This is a genomic window from Flavobacterium bernardetii, assembly GCF_011305415.1.
GTDB lineage: Bacteria > Bacteroidota > Bacteroidia > Flavobacteriales > Flavobacteriaceae > Flavobacterium > Flavobacterium bernardetii.
Genome location: NZ_JAANOQ010000005.1, coordinates 1 through 21,810, shown reverse-complemented (window position 1 = coordinate 21,810; position 21,810 = coordinate 1). Strand labels below are relative to the sequence as shown.

The 21,810-nt window shown below is 33.0% G+C and carries 15 protein-coding genes; 9 read left to right on the top strand and 6 right to left on the bottom strand.

Annotated elements, in window-relative coordinates; all coding sequences use genetic code 11:
• Positions 1-12 precede the first annotated feature (12 nt).
• Both G6N05_RS10035 and G6N05_RS10030 read left to right on the top strand, forming a co-directional pair.
• Positions 13-378, top strand: coding sequence for a four helix bundle protein (locus G6N05_RS10035; protein ID WP_166128076.1), 366 nt, complete (start codon positions 13-15; stop codon positions 376-378).
• Between the two features lie 79 nt (positions 379-457).
• Positions 458-3,931 (top strand): efflux RND transporter permease subunit, encoded by a 3,474-nt coding sequence (locus tag G6N05_RS10030; RefSeq protein ID WP_166128072.1) that lies wholly within the window; start codon positions 458-460, stop codon positions 3,929-3,931.
• Positions 3,932-4,111: 180 nt separating this feature from the next.
• Here the strand turns inward: G6N05_RS10030 and mscL are convergent, their stop codons facing one another.
• From mscL to G6N05_RS10005, 5 genes are all read right to left on the bottom strand, one after another.
• Positions 4,112-4,483 carry a large conductance mechanosensitive channel protein MscL gene (gene mscL / locus G6N05_RS10025; RefSeq protein ID WP_166128067.1) on the bottom strand — a complete coding sequence of 124 codons (372 nt, stop codon included), beginning with the start codon at positions 4,481-4,483 and terminating at the stop codon, positions 4,112-4,114.
• Positions 4,484-4,549: 66 nt separating this feature from the next.
• Positions 4,550-6,982 (bottom strand): bifunctional UDP-N-acetylmuramoyl-tripeptide:D-alanyl-D-alanine ligase/alanine racemase, encoded by a 2,433-nt coding sequence (locus G6N05_RS10020; protein WP_166128062.1) that lies wholly within the window; start codon positions 6,980-6,982, stop codon positions 4,550-4,552.
• A gap of 7 nt (positions 6,983-6,989) precedes the next feature.
• A complete protein-coding gene (locus G6N05_RS10015) occupies positions 6,990-7,307 on the bottom strand; it encodes a type II toxin-antitoxin system RelE/ParE family toxin (RefSeq protein ID WP_166128059.1) in 318 nt (105 codons plus the stop codon).
• Positions 7,298-7,537: a hypothetical protein gene (locus G6N05_RS10010; RefSeq protein ID WP_166128055.1), complete on the bottom strand. Its 240-nt coding sequence runs from the start codon at positions 7,535-7,537 to the stop codon at positions 7,298-7,300. The genes G6N05_RS10015 and G6N05_RS10010 overlap by 10 nt, the downstream gene beginning before the upstream one ends.
• 53 nt (positions 7,538-7,590) lie before the next feature.
• Positions 7,591-8,181 carry a thymidine kinase gene (locus G6N05_RS10005; protein ID WP_166078171.1) on the bottom strand — a complete coding sequence of 197 codons (591 nt, stop codon included), beginning with the start codon at positions 8,179-8,181 and terminating at the stop codon, positions 7,591-7,593.
• Between the two features lie 277 nt (positions 8,182-8,458).
• Between G6N05_RS10005 and G6N05_RS10000 the strand changes: the two genes are divergently transcribed.
• From G6N05_RS10000 to G6N05_RS09975, 6 genes are all read left to right on the top strand, one after another.
• Positions 8,459-9,457, top strand: a complete 999-nt coding sequence (locus G6N05_RS10000) for a hypothetical protein (protein ID WP_166128051.1) — start codon at positions 8,459-8,461, stop codon at positions 9,455-9,457.
• A gap of 179 nt (positions 9,458-9,636) precedes the next feature.
• Positions 9,637-10,314, top strand: a complete 678-nt coding sequence (rsmI, locus tag G6N05_RS09995; RefSeq protein ID WP_166128048.1) for a 16S rRNA (cytidine(1402)-2'-O)-methyltransferase — start codon at positions 9,637-9,639, stop codon at positions 10,312-10,314.
• Positions 10,315-10,321: 7 nt separating this feature from the next.
• Positions 10,322-10,888 (top strand): hypothetical protein, encoded by a 567-nt coding sequence (locus G6N05_RS09990; RefSeq protein ID WP_166128045.1) that lies wholly within the window; start codon positions 10,322-10,324, stop codon positions 10,886-10,888.
• Positions 10,878-11,204: a HopJ type III effector protein gene (locus G6N05_RS09985; protein WP_166128040.1), complete on the top strand. Its 327-nt coding sequence runs from the start codon at positions 10,878-10,880 to the stop codon at positions 11,202-11,204. The genes G6N05_RS09990 and G6N05_RS09985 overlap by 11 nt, the downstream gene beginning before the upstream one ends.
• 153 nt (positions 11,205-11,357) lie before the next feature.
• Positions 11,358-13,052, top strand: coding sequence for a single-stranded-DNA-specific exonuclease RecJ (gene recJ / locus G6N05_RS09980; RefSeq protein ID WP_166128035.1), 1,695 nt, complete (start codon positions 11,358-11,360; stop codon positions 13,050-13,052).
• Between the two features lie 102 nt (positions 13,053-13,154).
• Complete coding sequence (locus tag G6N05_RS09975) at positions 13,155-14,396, top strand: MFS transporter (RefSeq protein WP_166128031.1); 1,242 nt, start codon at positions 13,155-13,157, stop codon at positions 14,394-14,396.
• A gap of 172 nt (positions 14,397-14,568) precedes the next feature.
• Here G6N05_RS09975 and G6N05_RS09970 read toward each other — a convergent pair whose 3' ends face one another.
• Positions 14,569-15,321 carry a UDP-2,3-diacylglucosamine diphosphatase gene (locus G6N05_RS09970; RefSeq protein ID WP_166128848.1) on the bottom strand — a complete coding sequence of 251 codons (753 nt, stop codon included), beginning with the start codon at positions 15,319-15,321 and terminating at the stop codon, positions 14,569-14,571.
• A gap of 151 nt (positions 15,322-15,472) precedes the next feature.
• Here G6N05_RS09970 and G6N05_RS09965 point away from each other — a divergent pair.
• Positions 15,473-21,810, top strand: a 6,338-nt coding sequence (locus G6N05_RS09965; RefSeq protein ID WP_187003013.1) for a fibronectin type III domain-containing protein, incomplete at its 3' end; no start/stop codon positions are given.

Sequence of the window (21,810 nt, the reverse complement as noted above, 5' to 3'; positions counted from 1 at the left end):
ATGGATTATAAAATGAAAACATATTCTTTTGAGAATTTATTAGTTTGGCAAAAGTCAAGAATACTTACAAAAGAAATTTATAAAATAACATCAACATTTCCAAAGGAAGAATTATTTGGAATGACCAGTCAAATGAGAAGATGTTCTATTTCCATTCCTTCCAATTTAGCAGAATGTTCAAGCAGAAGAACAAATAAAGATAAAGCACGATTTACAGAAATTGCTTTTGGTTCTGGATTAGAACTTTTAAATCAACTCATTATAGCGTTAGACTTAGATTACATTAAAGAAAATCAATATTTAGAAATAAGAACTAAACTTCAAGAAGTTACATTTTTATTAGATGCTTTGCAAAAAGCACAATTAAAACAAGAGTAAATTATTGAAAAGTTAAAAAGGCTAAACTCAAAAAATAAACCTTATAAACCTTTTCCTAAACCTAATAAACTTAAAATTAATGAGTCATCAAAGTAAAGAATTCGGAATATCGAGTTGGGCTGTAGACAATAGAGTTACAGTATATATCTTGACATTGCTTATTGTAGTTACAGGTATAATCGCCTATGTAACTATGCCGCGTGAAGATTTCCCAGAAATCATCGAAAATAAAATTTACATTTCTTCAGTTTTCCCAGGAAATTCGGCAGAAGATGTAGAAAAACTAATTGTAAAACCTTTAGAAAAGGAAATTAAAAACATTACTGGTGTTGAAAAAATCACATCAAGTTCTTTCCAAGATTACGGAATGATCATTGTTGAATTTGCTGATAAAGTAGGAGTTGAAGAAGCGAAAACTAAAATTAAGGACAAAGTTGATGTCATTAAAGCGGATACAGATTGGCCTAATTTAGATAATGGTAGTAAAGTAGAACCAAGTGTTTTTGAATTGAATATTTCGGAAGAAGTGCCGATTCTGAACATTAACTTGAAAGGAAATTATACCACACAACAACTTAAAAAATATGGAGAATTACTTCAAGATGATATTGAAGAAATCCCAGAAGTTAAAAAAGTTGATATTTTAGGTGTTGATGATAAAGAAGTAGAAATTGCTGTAGATATTTTCAAAATGACAGCGGCTCAAGTTTCTTTTGACGAAATTCAGAATGCGGTTAAATATGAAAACATGACACTTTCTGGAGGAAATTTAATCTCTCAAGGTTCTAGAAATAACATCAGAATTGTTGGTGAAATTAAAGATCCAAAAGAATTAGAAAACGTAATTGTAAAGTCATACGGAGGAACTGTTTATTTAAAAGATATCGCAGTTGTTAGCTTTAAAGAAAAAGAAAAAACAACATATGCTCGTGAAATGGGTAAAGAAGTGGTGATGTTGAACGTGAAAAAACGTTCGAATCAAAACATGATTTCTGCTATCGAACAAGTAAAAGAAAAATTAGAAAAAGCAAAAGAATCGTATTTACCATCTAATTTAGTACTAGAACTTTCTAACGACCAATCTTCTCGTGTAGAACACCAAGTAGATGAACTTTCTAACCACATTATCTTCGGAATTGTGTTAGTAATGATTGTATTAATGTTCACTATGGGATTAAGAAACTCGTTGTTTGTTGGAGCAGCTATTCCACTTTCGATGTTAATGGCATTTACCATTTTATCGGCTTTCGGATTAACACTAAATACTATGGTGCTTTTCGGATTGGTAATGGGATTAGGAATGTTAGTGGATGACGGAATTGTTGTGGTTGATAACGTATTTGCCAATATGAAAAAAGGAATGGACAAGGTTTCTGCTTCCAAAATTGGAATTGGTGAAATCGCTTGGCCCGTAATTTCTTCTACAGCTACTACATTAATGGCGTTTTTACCTTTCGCTTTATGGCCTGGAACTATGGGTAAATTCATGAAATATTTCCCAATTACGTTAACGGTAACATTAACGGCTTCGTTATTCGTAGCGATGGTGGTAAATGCAGCAATGACTGGTGGTTCAATGGATACAGAAGACAGAAATGTTTCTAATAAATCGGCGAAATTATATACTATTATATTTAGTGTTGTAGGTATTGTTTTTGTTTTATTAGGGCATTTAACAGATTCTACTTTCGCTAAAGCAATCGGACATTTAGCTATTATTTCATTAGGATTAATGTGGTTGTACAAAATCAAATTGTACCAATGGACGCAAGATTTTCAACATGGATTTTTCCCTAAAATGGAAAACAAGTATAAAAACTTCTTAGCTAAAATTTTAACTGGAAAAAGAGCTTGGTTAGCCTTAGCAACAATTATTGGAATGTTGTTTTTCTCTTTCATCCTTTTAGGAATTTTCCCAAGAAAAGTATTGTTTTTCCCAGATAATATTCCAAATCAAGTAATTACGTATATCGAATATCCTCAAGGAACAGATATTGCAAAAACGAATAAAGCCACACTTTTTGTGGAAAAACAAGTAATTGAAATTTTAAGCAAATATGTAGATCCAAAAACCAACAAAAATTTCTTAGCGGAAAGTATTGTTTCACAAGTTGGAGTGGGTGCTGGTAATCCAAATGTAGATGCAGGTTCGGCTTCAGAAACACCTTATAAAGGTAAAGTAACCGTGAATTTCTCAGAGTATAAATTCCGTCAAGGAATCAATACAACGGAAGTTTTAGATGAGATTCGTGCGAAAGTAAAAGGAATTGCAGGAGCAACGGTAACGGTTGAAAAAGACGCGAACGGACCACCAGCTGGTTATCCAATTAGTGTGCAATTAACAGGAACGGATTATCAAGAAATGTTATTGGAAGCAGACAAAATGATTGCTTTTATTAATTCGAAAAATATTCAAGGTATTGAGCGTTTAAGTGTAGATGTGAATAAAGAAAGTCCTGAATTAGAAGTAAAAGTCGACAGAGTAAGCGCTGGAAGTTTAGGCGTTTCAACAGGTCAATTAGGATTCAATTTACGTCGTTCTGTGTATGGTCAGGAAATCTCAACGTATAAAGAAGGTGATGACGATTATAACATTACGATGCGTATGCAAGATGACCAACGTAAAAATGAAAATGTATTGTTCAATCAATCATTAACATTCCGTAATCAGAACAACGGTCAAATTATGCAAGTGCCTATTTCTGCAGTTTCAGAAACGAATAAAACAACTACTTACAACCAAATCAAAAGAAAAAACCAAAAGCGTATTATGACGGTTTATTCTAATGTATTGACAGGTTATAATGGAGATGAAATTACGAAACAAATTGCATCAGAATTAGAAACGTACAAATTACCAAAAACGGTAAGTTATTCGTTTTCTGGTGTGCAAGAAGAACAAGGTAAAAACCAAAGTTTCTTACTATATGCCCTATTCTTAGCTTTAGCAGGAATTACAATTATTATCGTTTTACAGTTTAACTCGGTTTCAAAAACTTTGGTGATTTTATTCACGGTATTATTAAGTTTCAGTGGTGTGTTCTACGGATATGTAATTGCAAATATGGATTTTGTTATCTTAATGACGATGATGGGAATTATTTCCCTAGCCGGAATTGTAGTGAAAAACGGAATTGTATTAATGGACTTTTTCGTACTATTATTAGATAAAAAAGTAGCGGATGACAAATTAAAAAGTCATGATGATTTATCGTTAGAAGAAATAAAAGACATCATTATCGAATCAGGTAAAAACCGTTTAAGACCTGTATTATTAACAGCCTTAACCGCAATTTTAGGATTAATTCCGTTAGCGATTGGTTTAAATTTCGATTTCTTCTCTTTAATTACTGAATTCAATCCGCATTTATATATGGGTGGTGATAACGTAATTTTCTGGGGACCATTAGCGTGGACCATTATCTTCGGATTAACGTATGCAACTGTACTGACTTTAGTTATGGTTCCAGTAATGTTCTACTTAGTAAAACGAGTAAAATATTGGTTAAGAGACAGAAGATCAAAACCAGCAGTTGAAGAAATTACAGCATAAGTTTTAATTTAATTTATTTATAAAAAAGGCAATCTCTTTGTTGAGGTTGCCTTTTTTTATCTGCGTAAATCAATCATCGCAAAATAGTTAAAAAATAAATCCGCCCAATCTGTGGACTCATCAAACAAAAAAAATCCGAAAACAAATTGCCTTCGGATTTCTTAAATATTTAATTAGATATTATTTTTTCAATAAATCTCTAATTTGTGTCAATAATTCTTCTTGAGATGGTCCAGCTGGAGCTGCAGCTTCTTCTGGTTTTTTCATTTTGTTAACCGATTTTACCAATAAAAAGATAACAAATGCAATTACTAAAAATGCAATAATTGCGGCTAAAAATTTCCCATATAAAATTCCACCGTCTGTTTTTAAACCAGCTAAATCTTCAACTTGAGCTGCTTTTAATGCTGGATTTAATATTGCTGGTGTAATTACATCATCAACAAGTGATTTTACAATTCCACCAAAAGCACCACCAATAATGACTCCGACTGCTAAGTCCATTACATTACCTTTTGCAATAAAGTCTTTAAATTCTGAAACCATTCCCATACTCTTAATTTTTTAGTTAATTTTAGTTTTGTTTATCACGAAGTTAAAAAAAAATTAACATAATTTTTAATTTTTATAAAAAATTCGCTTTACTCGTTGAGAAATACTTGTTAAAATCTCATACGGAATCGTCTGGCAAACAGCTGCAATTTCAGTTACATGTGGATTTTCTCCAAAAATAATAACTTCGTCTCTTTCGTTACAATTTATGTTTGTGACATCCACCATTAGCATGTCCATACACACATTACCTAAAATAGATGCTTCTTGATTATTGATCGAAACAAATCCTTTTTCATTTCCCCAAGCGCGTCTAATTCCGTCCGCATATCCAATTGGAATAGTTGCCACTCGCATTTCTTTTTTTACCATAAATTTTCGACTGTAACCTATGCTTTCATTTGGTTCAACCGTTCTAATTTGAGAAATAATACTTTTTAAAGTACTTACATTTTCTAACGAACTTTGTTCTTCTTCAGAATTTCCAACGCCATAAATTCCAATTCCTAATCGAACCATTTCAAATTGATATTCGGAATAATTAAAAATTCCAGAAGTGTTCAAAATATGACGAATCGGTTGAATGTTTAATGTGGTTGCAATTTGATTTGAAATCGATTCAAATAATTGAATTTGTTGTAACGTAAAATCTTTAAAATTTAAATCATCTGATGTTGCTAAATGAGAAAAGATACTCGTGACTTTCACAAAATTATTATGTTGCAATAAAGTAATTAATTCTGAAATGTCTTCTTTTTCAAATCCCAAACGATGCATTCCGGTATCAATTTTTAAATGAATTGGATACGCGTTGCTGTTTTTTTCTTTAGCTAATTCTATAAAGGAAGTTAAACCAGAAACATTATACATTTCAGGTTCTAAATTATAAGCAATCATCGCTTTATAACTACTAATTTCTGGATTTAGGACCATAATTGGTGTGGTTATTCCAGCTTTTCGAAGCGCGATTCCTTCATCGGCGAAAGCCACACCTAAATAATCTACTTTTAAATGTGCGAGTTGTTTCGCAATTTCATAACCACCATTTCCATAGCCAAAAGCTTTCACCATGACCATAATTTTGGTCGAATTTTCTAGCTTTTGTTTGTAAAAATTATAGTTTGAAGTCAGTGCGTCTAAGTTAATTTCTAAAACCGTTTCGTGTACTTTTTCTTCCAATAAAACGACAATTTCGTCAAAATTAAAACTACGAGCGCCTTTGATTAATATAGTTTCGTTGTTGAATGAATCCGTATTAAATTGTTGTAAAAAGGCATTCGTGTTGGCAAAAGAAATCACGTGAGGCAAATCTTGAAAATAATTTCCAATAGTTTCACCAATTGTTATAATTTGAGTAATGTTATTTTGCTGTAACAACTTGATAACATTACTGTAAAGTTCTTTTACATTCAAGCCGCTCTGAAAAATATCCGATAAAATAATCGTTTTTTTCTGATGTAGTTTTTGTTGTTCTAAAAAGTCTAACGCAATTTTTAGCGATTGATAATCACTTGAAAAACTGTCGTCAATTAGTAAGCAATTGTTAATTCCTTTTTTGGCTTGTAAGCGAATTTCTATATTGTATAATTTCGAAGTTCTTTCTATAATCGTCGAAATATCCGTTTTTAAATACAATAAAGTAGCCAAACAAGTTATTGCATTTTCAATAGAAATGTCATCAGTAAACGGAAGTGAAACTTTAAACGTTTTGTCTTCAAACTGAATTTCTAAGATTGTTTTTAAATTGTTTTTGACTTTATCAAGCACAAAAAGATTCGCTTTCGGATCTTCAAAACTCCATGTAAAAGTTGGAGTTGTAATGTGTTTCTCTATCCAATCGTTTTTTTCTAAAATTACGATTTCAGAGTTTTTAAACAATTGGCATTTTTCTATGATTTTTTCTTCAACAGTCGTAAAACCTTCTTGATGTGCGTTACCTAAATGTGTGAAAATTCCAATATTAGGTTGGATGATTTCTGCTAATTTTTGCATTTCGCCTTTTAACGAAATTCCAGCTTCAAAAATTCCTAAAGTATGATTTTCATTAATTCCGAAAATCGATAAAGGCACACCGACTTGCGAATTAAAGCTTTTCGGACTTCGAACCACAGAAAAATCCGGACTTAATAAAAAGTTTAACCATTCTTTTACGATGGTTTTTCCGTTGCTTCCTGTAATTCCAATGGTTTCAATTTGGAATTGATTTTTATACGATTTTGCTAAGTTTTGTAACGCATTTGTAGTGTTTTCAACTACGCAAAAATGGGCTTTTCCAACTGCATTTTCAGGAATATATTCTACCACAAAATGTTGAACGCCTTTCTCAATTAAACCTTCAATATAAATGTGAGCGTCGTTGTTTTGTCCTTTCAAACAGAAAAACAAAGTGTCATTTCTGTTTTGTAAACTACGACTATCAATAGAAATATGATCAAATTCAATAGTTGAATCTGAAAAGTTTAAAGAAGTTGAAGTTAATATTGTTGAGGTTATTTTCATTTGAAAATTATTTTGATTGTGTTAGTTTTTCTGGGTTTTGTCTACAATCAAAAATATCTACTATTCTAATAGTATTGTTGTTTTCGTCAAATGTGTAAATTATTTTGTAATTACCTTTAACTAAATATCTGTATTTTTCAGGTTTAGAAGTTAGTAATTCTTCTTTTTGTCCTAAATCTGTATGAAATTTTAATTTTGTAACTTCTTTAGAAATTTCTGAAGTTATTTTTTTTGCAGTTTGAAGTGATGCTTCGATTTTGTAATATTTAAAAATGACTTTTAATTGACTATTAGCAAATTCAGACCAGATTATCACTATTTCCATGTTTCAATTTCTTTTATTAAATCGTCATGGTTTATTGTTCTTCCGTTTTTAAAATCGTCAAGAGATTTGTCAATTCGTTTGTTAAATTCATCAATTGTAAATGGTTTGAAATCGTTTTCAGCTGACTTTTTTTCTTTGTTAATTAGTTTTTCCAACTTAACAATAATACTTTCATTTTGTATTGACAGAAATTCCTGAATTAGTGATAATTTTCTTGCTTCAATGTTCATAACCAATTTTTAATCAAATTTATGAAAATACTTTTGTTTTTACAATTTATTGTTTACTCTTCTTTTTCTTCGCGCATGGCTTTGTAGTAAGCTGCTCTGCTCAAAGGTTCGTATTCTTCGGTTTCACCTAGCATAACCAGTTTTTCATCAGCTGATTTTCTAAAACTATAATGGGCTAAATTTCCTGTTCGGGTACAAACGGCGTGCACTTTTGTAACATATTCTGCTGTTGCCATAAGCGCAGGCATTGGTCCGAACGGGTTTCCTTTAAAATCCATATCTAAACCGGCAACAATTACTCGGATGCCGTTATTCGCTAATTCATTGCAAACATTTACAATTTCATCATCAAAAAATTGCGCTTCATCAATACCAACTACATCGCAACCTTGTGCTAAAATTCTAATGTTTTCAGAAGCAGGAACTGGCGTAGAACGAATTTCGTTTTTATTGTGCGAAACCACCATCTCATCATCGTATCGCGTATCAATTGCAGGCTTAAAAATCTCCACTTTTTGTTTGGCAAATTGGGCACGTTTTAGTCGGCGAATCAATTCCTCAGTTTTACCCGAAAACATCGAACCGCAAATAACTTCTATCCAACCAAACTGTTCTTCCTGATTTACCGTATTTTCTAAAAACATTTTCTTTTTTTAATTAAATCGTATAATAATCTGCAACCAATAGTACTGCTTTTGCCACGAATTCTCGAATTTATGATTTTAAAATCAACGTAATTACAATTTATTCGAATTAATTATCGACGAAGTCGATTTTTCCTTTTTTTCTATTTTTTAATTCGAAAATTCGTGGTAAAATATTTTTCTACTATTTAATTATAGTCATATTTTCTTTTACCTTTGTAATGATAACAAAAATATAAAAATCACCGCTATAAACGTTCAACACAAACAAAAAGTTATGAAGAAAAAAATTGAAGGCGAATTAATTAGCATAGCGCACCGTTTATTAAAGCTAAAAAACCATACAGAAACGGTTCAATTACATGAAGAAGTTAAAAAACTGTACGAACAATTAACGTTATTGAAATTTTACGAAGCCAATACCGCTTTAGTAAATGAAGAATTTTCTGAAACTGTTTTTGAAGAGAAAGTAGCTAAAATTGTGGTTGGAACTATTGAAGTGGAAGATGAGGAAGAAGAAATGATGGAATTGGCTTCCAAAGAACATATCGCACAAATTGAAGAAGAACTTTTCGAAAATAATCAAATTTCGCATGAAGCATTTCCTGGAAATGGAGACGATGAAATAGAAATGGCTTCTAAAGAACATATTGCACAAATTACCGAAGAACTTTTCGAAAAAAATGAAATTTCTCACGAAGCATTTCCTGAAAAAGAGGTTAAAGCACAAGCGGTTGTTGAAGAAGTAGTAGAAGAAGTCAAAGAGGAGAAGATTCTAACAACCACAAATTCTGAAATTATTGGAACAAAGGTTTCGAAACAAATTTCTATGGATGATATTTTGGTACACGATTATCAAGCTACGATGTTCGTAAAAAAAGACGAACCTATTATCGAAGAATTAATTAAAGAATCCGCTTTTGAAGCCGTTCAACCTGAAGTAATTCTGGAAGAAGTGAAAGTTGAAGCAGATCAAGTTAACGCAGTTATTGCTGAACCAAAAGCAGAAATTAAAGAAGAACCAAAAGCAGAATCTGTACCAACAGGAAAGGCAATTGTTTTAGGTTTAAACGATAAAATTGCTTTTGAGAAAAACTTATTTGCTGGAAACGGTGACGATTTACAACGCGTTTTATCACAATTAAACACGTTTACCAATTGGGACGAAGCCAAATCTTTTGTTTTAGACTTTGTGAAACCGGATTATAACAATTGGGAAAACAAAGAAGAATTTGAAGTTCGATTTTTAGAAATTGTTGAAAATAAATTTAAATAAATACTACTTTATTAAACACAGATTCCGCAGATTCACACAAAATAATCAGTGAAAATTTGTGTAATCTGTGTTTTAAATTTTCGACAAAGGCGATAGTAATTCGAGTAATAATAAAGATTAGAAAAATTCGTTAATTCGAGAATTCGTGGCAAATAATAACATTTTCCGTTAAGCATTTTATGAGCAAATTATATATAGTTCCCACACCAATTGGTAATTTAGACGACATGACTTTTCGTGCCATTCGCGTACTAAAAGAAGCCGATTTAATATTAGCTGAAGATACTCGCACTAGCGGTAAATTACTAAAGCATTTTGAAATTTCTACACACATGCACAGTCACCACATGCATAACGAACACAAAACCGTAGAAAATTTAATCGCTCGTTTAAAAGGCGGCGAAACCATTGCCTTAATTTCAGATGCGGGAACGCCAGCGATTTCCGATCCTGGATTTTTGTTAACACGCGCTTGTGTGGAAAACGGAATTGAAGTGGATTGTTTACCTGGTGCGACAGCTTTTGTACCGGCTTTGGTAAATAGTGGTTTGCCTAACGATAAATTTATTTTCGAAGGATTTTTACCTGATAAAAAAGGAAGACAAACGCGTTATTTGGCTTTGGCCGAAGAAACTCGAACCATGATTTTATACGTTTCTCCACATAAATTAGTCAAAACATTAGCCGAATTCATCCAATATTTTGGAGCTGATAGACAAGTTTCTGTTTCCAGAGAAATTTCAAAATTACACGAAGAAACCATTCGTGGAACGGCTGAAGAAGTCCTAAAACATTTTGAAGCGAAACCACCAAAAGGCGAAATTGTTGTAGTTGTTGGAGGGAAAAGTTTGAAATAGTTGGTTTATGTTTGAAGCCAAATTATATCATCCAGAACTTATTGGAAATGAATTAAGTGTATTTAATTCTAAACTTAATTTTTACGGAATAATTTTAATTTGCTTAGGACTAATTCTATATTTAACTAATAAATTTGTTTTTCAATCTGATGTTTTTTTTACAACAAGTCTAATAGTTATCATTTTTGGATTAATTCTATTTGGGATTTCAAAAATTCAATATAGTTTTGATACTGATTTAGTTTCAGGAAAAATAAACGGAGGATTGACTTTTTTAGATTCAAAATTAATTATTGAAGGAAATGAATTTCAATATAATTCAATTCAAAATTTTAAATATATAGTTACTGATTATAAAGGGAAAAATTCAGGTTTTTTTAGAACTGATTTGCAATTTAATACTAGTAATTATGAAGTAGGAAAAGGTGTAAATAATTGGGTTTCATTTGAATCTAATAATAACAAATACAAATTTTATTTCTTTCTAAATAATAAAAAACATCATGATGAATTTTGTTTTTTTATTTCTGAACTTTCTAATAAAATAAAAATAATTAAAGCTTATGATTTTTAACTTACAACAACTATTAACAAAAAAATCTTTCCCAGAAACCATCACCCATATTGATGAAAATTATATGTTCACACCAACGACTTTCAAAAACGGGAATCAAATTAATAATGCAGGTGAAAATAATGGTTCGTGTAAAATTTTTGCTTTTGCACAATTGAATAATTTATCAAAAGAAGAAACATTGTCTTTATTTGGTGATTTCTATCAAGATGTATTAAACACACCAGATGCAACGGATCATCAAAACATTAGAAATTTTATGATTTTTGGTTGGGAAGGGATTCAGTTTGAAGGTGAAGTATTAAGAGCCAAGTAAAAAGTAAAAAGTAATAAGTGAAAAGGCAAAAGGGATAAGTAAAAAAATCCTTTTAATCCTTTCAATCTGCGTGAAATAATTTTTTTTATATATTTACAAATCAATACTATTCGCCAAAAATCATAAATCGTAACACGTAAATCCAAAATCACTATGCGTTGGACCATCAAATCAAAGCCAGAAAAAGAAAAAGTACAAGCCTTACAAAATGCCCTTCAAGTAGACGAAACGGTCGCTACTTTATTAGTTCAAAGAGGAATTGAAACCTACGAACAAGCCAAAACATTTTTCAGACCTACATTAAACGATTTACACAATCCGTATCTGATGAAAGATATGGACAAAGCGGTAATTCGTATCGAAAAAGCCATTGCCAATAACGAAAATATTCTAGTTTTTGGCGATTACGATGTCGATGGAACAACAGCCGTTTCTTTGGTTTCAAGTTATTTACGAACTTATTATCCAAATGTTGCCACTTATATTCCAGACCGCTACAACGAAGGTTACGGAATTTCCTATATCGGAATTGATTATGCAGAAGATAACGATGTGTCTTTAATTATTGCACTCGATTGCGGAATAAAATCTATCGACCACGTCAATTATGCGAAAGCCAAAAACATCGATTTTATCATTTGCGACCATCACCGACCTGGCGATTCTTTACCAGATGCCATTGCGGTTTTAGATCCAAAACGTGCCGATTGTAGTTATCCATACGACGAATTATGTGGTTGTGGCGTCGGATTTAAATTGATTCAGGCTCTAGCCGAAAACAGAAAGCAAACGATTGAAGATTTACTTCCGTATTTGGATTTAGTCGCCACCGCCATTGCCGCAGATATTGTACCAATGACTGGAGAAAATCGTGTATTAGCCAAATTTGGTTTGGAAGTGATTAATACGAATCCACGACCAGGAATTAAAGCTTTAATTCAAAACACAAAGAAGAAAGTTTTAACGATTACCGATGTGGTTTTCATCGTCGCGCCAAGAATTAACGCAGCGGGAAGAGTGAAACACGGAAACGAAGCCGTAGCACTTTTAACCGAATATAATTTAGAACAAGCCGAACAATTCGCTTCAGAAATTGAAGGTTATAATTCGGATCGAAAAGATTTAGACAAACAAATTACCAAAGAAGCTTTACTTCAAATTGAAGAGAATAATGAAATCGAACGTTTTTCAACAGTCGTGTATCAAGAAAGTTGGCACAAAGGCGTGATCGGAATTGTAGCTTCTCGATTAGTGGAAAATTACTATCGTCCAACTATTGTTTTTACGAAAAGTGGGGATAAATTGGCAGCTTCGGCACGTTCGGTAAAAGATTTTGATGTGTATAATGCGTTGGAAGCTTGTTCAGAACATTTAGAACAATTTGGCGGACACATGTATGCCGCCGGAATGACATTAAAAGAAGAAAATTATCAGAAATTTAAAGATGCCTTCGAAAAGGAAGTCAAAAACACCATTCACCCCGATCTATTAATTCCAGAAATTGCAGTAGATTTTGAACTAGATTTTTCAGACATAAATGAAAAATTCATGCGCATTCTAAAACAATTCGAACCGTTCGGACCAGAAAATATGACACCTATTTTCATGTCGAAAAATGTAGTTGATTCCGGTTATGCCAAAACATTAGGAAACGAGGCAGAACATTTAAAGGTTTTCGTAAAACAAAACCATTCACCAAATTTCAATGCAATAGGTTTCGGATTAGGAAAGAAAATAGACATTGTAAAAAACAAAAATCCGTTCGACGCCGTTTATGTAGTAGAAGAAAACGAATGGAACGGAAACGTAAGTTTACAATTACAATTACGTGATATAAGAGCCAAGTAAAAAGAGCCAAGTAAAAAGTAAAAAGAACCAAGTAAATAAGCGTTAAATAACAAAAACTTTGCGACCTTTGCGAAAATCTTCGCGTCTTCGCGGTTAAGAACTATGACAAAAAAAGATCCCTTCTCGTCCTTAAGAATCCCAGAATTTCGTTGGTTTATACTCATGCGATTGGCTATAGTTTTAGCTTGGTCGATGCAATTTGTATTGATTGAGTGGGAAGTGTACAGAATTACTAAAAATCCATGGTCGTTAGGATTAATTGGTTTAATGGAAGTGATTCCAGCCATAACAATGGCCTTATTTGCCGGACATATTGTAGATCAATCCGAAAAAAGAAGCATGTTATTAAAATGCTTTTTAGGAACTTTAACTATCAGTGTTCTATTCTGTTACTTGGTACATCCAGAAACTGTTTTGGCTATTGGGAAACAACCTTTTTTATATGCAATTTACGCTTTGGTTTTCTTAGGCGGAATTATTCGTTCGTTTATTATTCCTTCTGTTTTTAGTTTATTAGGATTAATTGTTCCGAAATCGCAATTTACTAATGCGGCAACGTGGAGCAGTTCTTCTTGGCAAGTTTCTGCGGTTTTGGGTCCAGCTTTAGCCGGATTTTTAATTGGTGGAATCGGCGTTTTCAACTCCATGATCTTCGTTACGATTTCTATTATTATTGGAATTATTGTGTTGTTACAAATTAGTAAGAAACCTATTTTAAATAAAAAAATTGGCGAACCCGTTACTGAAAGTTTAAAAGCCGGACTCCGATTTGTGTTTCAAAATAAAATTATTTTAAACGCCCTTTCTTTAGATATGTTTGCGGTTTTATTCGGTGGAGCAGTAGCCTTATTACCCATTTTTGCACAAGATATTTTAAAAGTAGGATCAGAAGGTTTCGGGATTTTACGAGCAGCACCAGCCATTGGCGGATTATTAACCATGTTGGCTTCCACGATGTTTTCCATCGAAAAAAATACAGGTAAAAAATTATTACTCGCCGTTTTCGGATTCGGAATTTGTATTATCGTTTTCGGATTGTCTACTAATTTTTGGATATCAGTCGTAGCGTTGTTTTTAAGTGGTGTGACCGATGGTTTTTCTGTCGTAATTCGTTCTACAATTTTACAAATTTATACACCAGATGACATGCGCGGTAGAGTTTCTTCAGTAAATTCCATTTTCGTAGGTTCTTCAAACGAATTAGGAGCATTCGAAAGTGGTTTAACTTCTAAATTATTTGGCGTAGTAAATGCCGTTGTGTTTGGTGGAATCATGACTTTACTAGTCGTTGGAACCACCGCAGTCGCTTCACCAAAATTCAGAGATTTAGAAATAGAAAAGTAAGTTTTTGGGCGTTACCACAAGGGTCGGGCTGTACGCTATATCTTTTTATGTTTTTTTTTCGCACTGTCACACTGATCGGAGTCGAAGTGCTTTAATAAACAAAAAATAAAAACATAAAAGGATGCCGCTTCCATCCCTAACGCAAATTCGTGTTTCAGAAGAAAAGTAGTTGTTAATATTTTTTCAATTCAAATGTTGAACCATCAAAAACACCATACGTAAAATAACCAATCCAATCACCTAAGTTGATGTATTTGGATTGTTCGTTTAATTGAATTTCCATAGGTAAATGGCGGTGTCCAAAAACAAAAAAGTCATAATGTTTGGTTTCTAATTTGCGTTTGCAATATTGAACCAACCATTCGTTGTCTTCTCCTAAAAATTTTACATCTTCAGCACCCGAAATCAATTTGTTTTTGACAGATAAATATTGTGCTAAACTTACCCCAATATCTGGATGTAACCAACGAAACAACCATTTGGAAAACGGATTGGTAAATACTTTTTTCATGCGTTTGTAACCCATGTCTCCAGGACCTTTTCCATCACCATGACCAATTAGAAAAGTTTTTCCGTTAAAAGTGAATTCTTTATTATCGTGATAAACAGGAATATTGAGTTCCTTTTCGAAATAATCGCCCATCCATAAATCGTGGTTTCCTACAAAAAAATAAATCGGAATTCCAGCATCTTTTATTTCAGCTAATTTTCCTAAAACTCTAACAAATCCCTTAGGAACAACAGTTTTATATTCGAACCAAAAATCGAACAAATCGCCTAGTAAAAAAATGGCTTCTGCATCTTGTTTAACTTCATCCAGCCATTGCACAAATTTTTGTTCTCTAGGAAAACTAATTTCTGGTGTAGGTGCTCCTAAATGCTGGTCAGAAGCGAAGTAAATTTTTTTTGTACTCAAAACGTTGATTTTTTTACAAATTTAAAGAAAATATTTTAGTTAAATAAAGCTTTTTGTCGATGAAAAATGTATTTTATCGATATATGTTCAATGTGTCACATTTATTCCTACTTTTGTTAAGTTAAAGATATTAATTAATCACAACTTACTATAATCTATAATGAAAAAACTATTACTATTATTATTATTTATGTTCGCGGGTTTGAATGTTTTCGGTCAAGAAAACTTTGACGGCCTAACAGCGCCAGCTCTACCAGCGGGTTGGGCACAATTTGAAACCGGTACTGGTGTTATTCCAGGACAAGCCTGGTTAACAACAAATTCAGCAGCATTTACTTACGGAGGTACTGGTAACTCAGCATTTCTTAACAGAGAAAATGTACCTGCAGGTCAAGCAATTGACTGGCTAGTTACGAATCAGATTACTGTTCCAGCAAATGGACAGTTACGTTTTCAAACAAAAACTATTCAAGCTGGAGTTCAAGGAAGTTTGTTTGATATTAAAATATCTACAGCTTCACAAACGAATCCGGCTGATTTTACAAACCTTATTTCTTATGATGAAGCTTCATTAACGGCAACAAATAACGTTTTTGAAGAAAAAATAATTGATTTATCTGTTTATCCAAATGGAACTCTAGTTTACATTGCATTTGTTATGACAAATGACAATGGTGATAGATGGGTGATTGATAATGTAAACGTTGTACAGAAATGTATGGATCCAATTGGACCATTAACAACTTCGAATGAAACTACTACTTCAGCTCAATTAAGTTGGGGTACACCAGCAGGAGCAGGAGTTACACAATGGGAAGTTCAAGTTGTTGAGTCTACTTTACCTTTTACTGATCCATCTGTTCAAACTCAAATAGCTAATACTAATGTTAACTATGTATTTGGAGGTTTACTACAAAATAAAATATATAAATTTCAAGTACGTTCAGTTTGTTCAAGTGGTCTAGGTAATTATCAAAGTGATTGGTTTGGACCAAAAGTTTTTCAAACAGCTTCTTTAGGGGATTATTGTTCCGGTCCAATTGTTGTTGGTGCATTACCTTATCAGACTGTTGACAATACTGCAAATTATTTAGATACTAATGATATTGTTCAACCATTAACTTGTAGTGGAACAGCAAATAACTATATGAGTGGTAATGATGTATTTTATTCATTTACACCAACATTCACAGGAAATATTGCTATAAATTTAGCACCAACAGCTACTTTTTCAAGTATTCATGTCTATAGTGCGTGCCCTGGGACTGGAGGAGCAACATGTTTAGCTGGTGTTGCCAATAATAATGCTAATCCAAGAAATATTAATCCCTTTCCTGTTGTAGCAAATACTACATATTATATAATAATATCTTCTTATGTAAGTGCTACAGTGCCTATAAGTACGCAACAAACAGTAGGTTATACATTAACGATCCAACAAGTTTTTTGTAACCAGCCAACAGGTTTAACAGCAACTAATATTACATCTACGTCTGCAGAATTAGGATGGGCTGCAAATGCAGGAACTACTGCTTGGCAGTATTCATTTGCACCAGCTCCTTACGGTTTACCTTCAGGTACAAGTATAATAAATAACACGACTTCTAATACTGGTAATATTGCAGCAGGAATTCCTGGTGTGGTTTATCAATATTATGTTAGAGCGGATTGTAATGATGGAAATCACAGTATTTGGTCAGGTCCATTTACATATACTTTACCTCAAGTTGCCACTCCATTAAACTTTACAGATGGATTTGAAACTTTAACAGGTTGGACATTAAGTAGTCTTGGACAAGTAAACAAATGGGCTATTGGAACAGGAATTAATAATGGTGGAACACATGCCTTGTATATTACTGATGATAATGGCGTTACAAATGCGTATAATAATACAGCAACTTCTGTTGTTCACGCGTATAAAGATTTTGTGATTCCTGCTGGAGCAACTCAATTAGATTTAACTTTCGATTGGCGTTCTTTAGGAGAATTAGCAGATTATATTACCGTTTGGACAGTTCCTGCAACTTTCAACCCTGTAATTGGAACTCCAATTACAGCTTTAGCAAATAGCAGAATTAAAGTTGGAAATGATTTAACTGGAACTACAAGTTTTTCAACTCAAAATTACACAGTAAATGCTTCACCATATGCTGGAAGTAATATGCGTTTAGTTTTTGAATGGAGAAATAATAATACAGCTGGAAATCAACCACCTGCTGCAATTGATAATATAAAATTAGATTTAATTACTTGTCCTAAACCAGGAAGTTTAGTGATTTCTAATATTGGATATAATGCTGCACAACTAGTTTGGGCAAATGGAGGTTCTGAATCTCAATGGGAAATTATCGTTTTACCAGCGGGTTCACCAGCTCCAAATGCAGGTTCTGTAGGAACAATAACAAATATTGCAAGTCCATATGTTATTACAGGATTAACTTCTGTAACATGTTATGATGTTTATGTAAGAGCAAGATGTTCTGCAACGCAATTTAGTTTCTGGTCAGTTCCAGTAAACTTCTGTACTACACCAAATTATTGTGCTGGAGATCATTTTTATGATACAGGAGGGATTTCTGGTAACTATCAAAATAGTGAAAACATTACGTCAATAATATGTCCTGATAATGCAGGTGATGTTGTAACAGTTGTTTTCAATAGTTTTAGTTTAGCAGCAGGTGATACGTTAACAATTAGAGATGGTAATTTACCAACTTCTCCAGTTGTTGGTACACCATATACAGGTACAAATTTACCACCATCTTTTTCTGCAACTTCTGCAAGTGGATGTTTAACATTTGTTTTCTCTTCAACAGCTAATGGTGTGAGTGCAGGTTGGGATGCTACAATTTATTGTACACCACCAATTACTTGTCCAAAACCAGCTTCTGTTATAGTATCTAATATTACTGCTTCAAGTGTTGATTTATCTTGGACAGAGTCTGGTACAGCTACAGCTTGGCAAGTATTAGTAGTACCTGCAGGTTCAAATGTTCCGGTATTTACTGCAACTGGAATAGGTTATTCTTCAACAACAATTACTTATCCAGGCTTATTTCCTTCAACTGCATATACAGTGTATGTAAGAGCTATTTGTTCTAGTTCAAATAAAAGTTTCTGGACAGATGGAATTAATTTTTCTACACCGCCAGTTAATGATAATTGTATAAATGCAATTCAAGCTTTTGTGAATGCTGATTTAGCATGTGTTAATACAAATCCTGTCGATTTGAAAGGCGCAACTCCAAGTATTACTACTGGAACTTGTAATGTCAATGCAAATGATGTATGGTATAAATTTACTGCCACTAGTACAACTCATACAATTCAAACCGAAGGTACTGCTGCAGTGATGGGAGCTGTTAATTTAGCTTTATATTCAGGAACATGTGCAAGTTTAAACTTAATTCAATGTGGTACTACTCAAACTGTAGCTGGGCCAACTGTAGTTGGTAACGCCATTGAAGGACATGTTGCTAATGGATTAACGATTGGTCAAACATATTACATAAGATTAGTAACTACTTTAGCTACTGACTCATCAATTCCTTTTAAATTATGTATTGGTTCTGTATCTTGTACAGGAGCTGATCCATTATGTGCGGGAGTAACTTATTCGAACTCTGTTGATGTTATTAATTTTGGTAATTACGGGTGTTTAGGAACTTCACCTAATGTGAAATTCTTTTTCATTCAAGCAGGTATTACAGGAAATTATACTTGTGATATTTCGCAAACATCAGGAGATGTTGATTACGCGCTTTGGGGACCTTATGCAACTAAACAAATTGGTTGTAATGACGTTCCAAATCAAACACCTATAAGATGTAGTTTTTCTGCAGCAGCGGAAGAGAGTTTTGTTTTACCAGTAATAGCGGGTCAGTTTTACATATTGATGGTTACGAATTATGCTAATGACCCAGGTACAATTTCTATTGTAACAAATCAAACACAGCCTACATGTTATAATGCTGATTTTCATTATTCAGCGCCAGCATATTGTAAAGATGAAAGTCCTGCTTCACCAATTTTTGTAAGTGGTGGATCTGCAGGTACATTTACGGCTACTCCAGCTGGAATGTCAATTACTCCTTCTACAGGTGTGATTGATTTTGCTGCAAGTGCTCCTGGAAATTATGTTGTAACAAATACAGTTATACCAAATAATTTACCTCCATACACTAATGATCCAATAACTCATAGTGTATTAGTAACGGTAACACAACCATCGAATGCAACTATAACTTATGCTAATAATGCTATATTCTGTAACTCGGATGCTACAACTTATCCTGTTATTCCAACAGGAAATTCTGGACCAAATCCATTCTATAGTGCAACTCCTTCAGGATTACAATATGCTTTGGATCCTATTTCTGGAAGTTTAACTCCAAGTTTAGCACAACCAGGTATCTATACCGTTACAATGACAATTCCAGCAAATGGAGGATGTGCTTTGTATACAACTACTAAAATAGTAGAGATATTAGTTTCTCCAGTTATACCATATATTCAAGATGTAAATGCTTGTAACAGCTATGTTTTACCTGCTTTAACAGTTGGTAATTATTTTACAACAACTGGTGGTGTTGGACCTTTAAATGCTGGTGATGTTATTTCAGCAAACCAAACTATTTATGTATATGCAACTAATGGTACTTGTAGTTCTCAAGTTTCATTTAATGTTAATGTTATTTCAATACCAACACCAACGTTTGATTATTTAACTCAACCAACATGTGCGGTACAAACAGGTTCTATTAATATTACTGCGCCAGTATCAGCTGGAGGAACAGTGCCAACAAACTTATTTATATCTGAAGTTACTGATGCAAATACAGGACAATTATCATATGTAGAACTTTATAATGGGACATCTGCACCAATAAATTTATCAACTTATAAATTGAGAGTCTTTACTACATCTGGTGGTTTACCTTATACAACTTCATGTGATAATGCATTGTCTGGTACTATTCTTGCTAATTCAACATTTGTTATCAAATTAAGTACTAATGCAAGTATTCCAGGTGTAGCCCATAACTTACCATTAACTACATGTCAGGGTGTTAACAACAATGACAATATTAAGTTAACAACATCTACAAATGTAGTTGTTGATAATTGGGGTACAACGGATGGTAGTACATTTACACCAGCAGGTCAATCAGGTTATACATATAGAAGATTAGCGAATGCAACTCCACTTCCTAGTTCAACATGGAATCCTTTAGATTGGAGTACTACTGATCCAGAAAATTACTCAAATTTAGGTCAATATACACTTAATACTTCTAGTTATGAGTATAGTGTAGATGGTGGTACATACCAAACAAGTACTACATTTACTGGATTAACTCCTGGAAATCATACTTTTATTGTTCATGATTTAATTAATAATTGCTATTCTGCACCAATTCCATTTACAATTAATGCAGTACCATACACAACTGCTGTTACGGACTTTACGTACACAACACCAGTTTGTATTACTAATACAACAAATCCAACTCCTGCATTAGCAGCCGGATTTACTTCAGGTGGTACTTTTAGTTATACTGGTGGAGCTGGATTAGTTTTAAATTTAAACTCTTCAACAGGAATTATAAATTTAGTTGGAAGTGATGCCGGAACTTATGTTGTAACTTATACTTATGCAGAGAACTTAGCAAATTGTATTCATACAAATTCAAGTAGTTCTACTATTGTAATAACTCCATTTGTAACAGCTACATTTGCTCAAATTACTAATATTTGTCAAAACACAACTGCTCCAACATTACCTTTGTCATCAACTAACATACCACCGATAACTGGTACTTGGAATGCGGCTATTAATACAGGTACAGCTGGAACAACAACTTATACATTTACACCTAATCCAGGACAATGTGGAGTTGGTACTACTATGAATATTACTGTTGATCCAATTGTTGTTCCTACATTTCCAGCAATAGCAAATATTTGTCAAAATACTACTGCTCCAACATTACCTTTATCATCAACTAACACACCACCGATAATTGGTACTTGGAATGCGGCTATTAATACGAGTACAGCTGGAACAACAACTTATACATTTACTCCTAGTGCTGGACAGTGTTCTCAAGCTATTTCTATTCCAGTAACAATTGTTCCTATTGTAACGCCAACTTTTACTCCAGTTGAAACGTTATGTGTTGGAGATGCTAATGTTACTTTACCAACAATTTCAAATAATTCAATTGAAGGTAGTTGGTCACCTGCAGTAGTTAATACTTCTGTAGATGGTACTTTTGTTTACACCTTTACACCTGATGATCTTTCAGATTGTGCTTCTACAACAACAATGACTGTTAAAATTGAGTTATGCGACATTCAAAAAGGTATTTCACCAAACGGGGATGATAAGAATGATTATTTGAAGTTGAAAGCTAACAAGGTTGAGATTTTCAACAGATACGGTAAGGAAGTTTATAGTAAAACGGATTACAATAACGATTGGCATGGTCAGTT

Excerpts from the sequence above, each read along its gene's own strand:
- G6N05_RS10035 (WP_166128076.1), top strand. The coding sequence starts at position 13 with ATGAAAACATATTCTTTTGAGAATTTATTAGTTTGGCAAAAGTCAAGA.
- G6N05_RS10030 (WP_166128072.1), top strand. The coding sequence starts at position 458 with ATGAGTCATCAAAGTAAAGAATTCGGAATATCGAGTTGGGCTGTAGAC.
- mscL (WP_166128067.1), bottom strand. The coding sequence starts at position 4,483 with ATGGGAATGGTTTCAGAATTTAAAGACTTTATTGCAAAAGGTAATGTA.
- G6N05_RS10020 (WP_166128062.1), bottom strand. The coding sequence starts at position 6,982 with ATGAAAATAACCTCAACAATATTAACTTCAACTTCTTTAAACTTTTCA.
- G6N05_RS10015 (WP_166128059.1), bottom strand. The coding sequence starts at position 7,307 with ATGGAAATAGTGATAATCTGGTCTGAATTTGCTAATAGTCAATTAAAA.
- G6N05_RS10010 (WP_166128055.1), bottom strand. The coding sequence starts at position 7,537 with ATGAACATTGAAGCAAGAAAATTATCACTAATTCAGGAATTTCTGTCA.
- G6N05_RS10005 (WP_166078171.1), bottom strand. The coding sequence starts at position 8,181 with ATGTTTTTAGAAAATACGGTAAATCAGGAAGAACAGTTTGGTTGGATA.
- G6N05_RS10000 (WP_166128051.1), top strand. The coding sequence starts at position 8,459 with ATGAAGAAAAAAATTGAAGGCGAATTAATTAGCATAGCGCACCGTTTA.
- rsmI (WP_166128048.1), top strand. The coding sequence starts at position 9,637 with ATGAGCAAATTATATATAGTTCCCACACCAATTGGTAATTTAGACGAC.
- G6N05_RS09990 (WP_166128045.1), top strand. The coding sequence starts at position 10,322 with ATGTTTGAAGCCAAATTATATCATCCAGAACTTATTGGAAATGAATTA.
- G6N05_RS09985 (WP_166128040.1), top strand. The coding sequence starts at position 10,878 with ATGATTTTTAACTTACAACAACTATTAACAAAAAAATCTTTCCCAGAA.
- recJ (WP_166128035.1), top strand. The coding sequence starts at position 11,358 with ATGCGTTGGACCATCAAATCAAAGCCAGAAAAAGAAAAAGTACAAGCC.
- G6N05_RS09975 (WP_166128031.1), top strand. The coding sequence starts at position 13,155 with ATGACAAAAAAAGATCCCTTCTCGTCCTTAAGAATCCCAGAATTTCGT.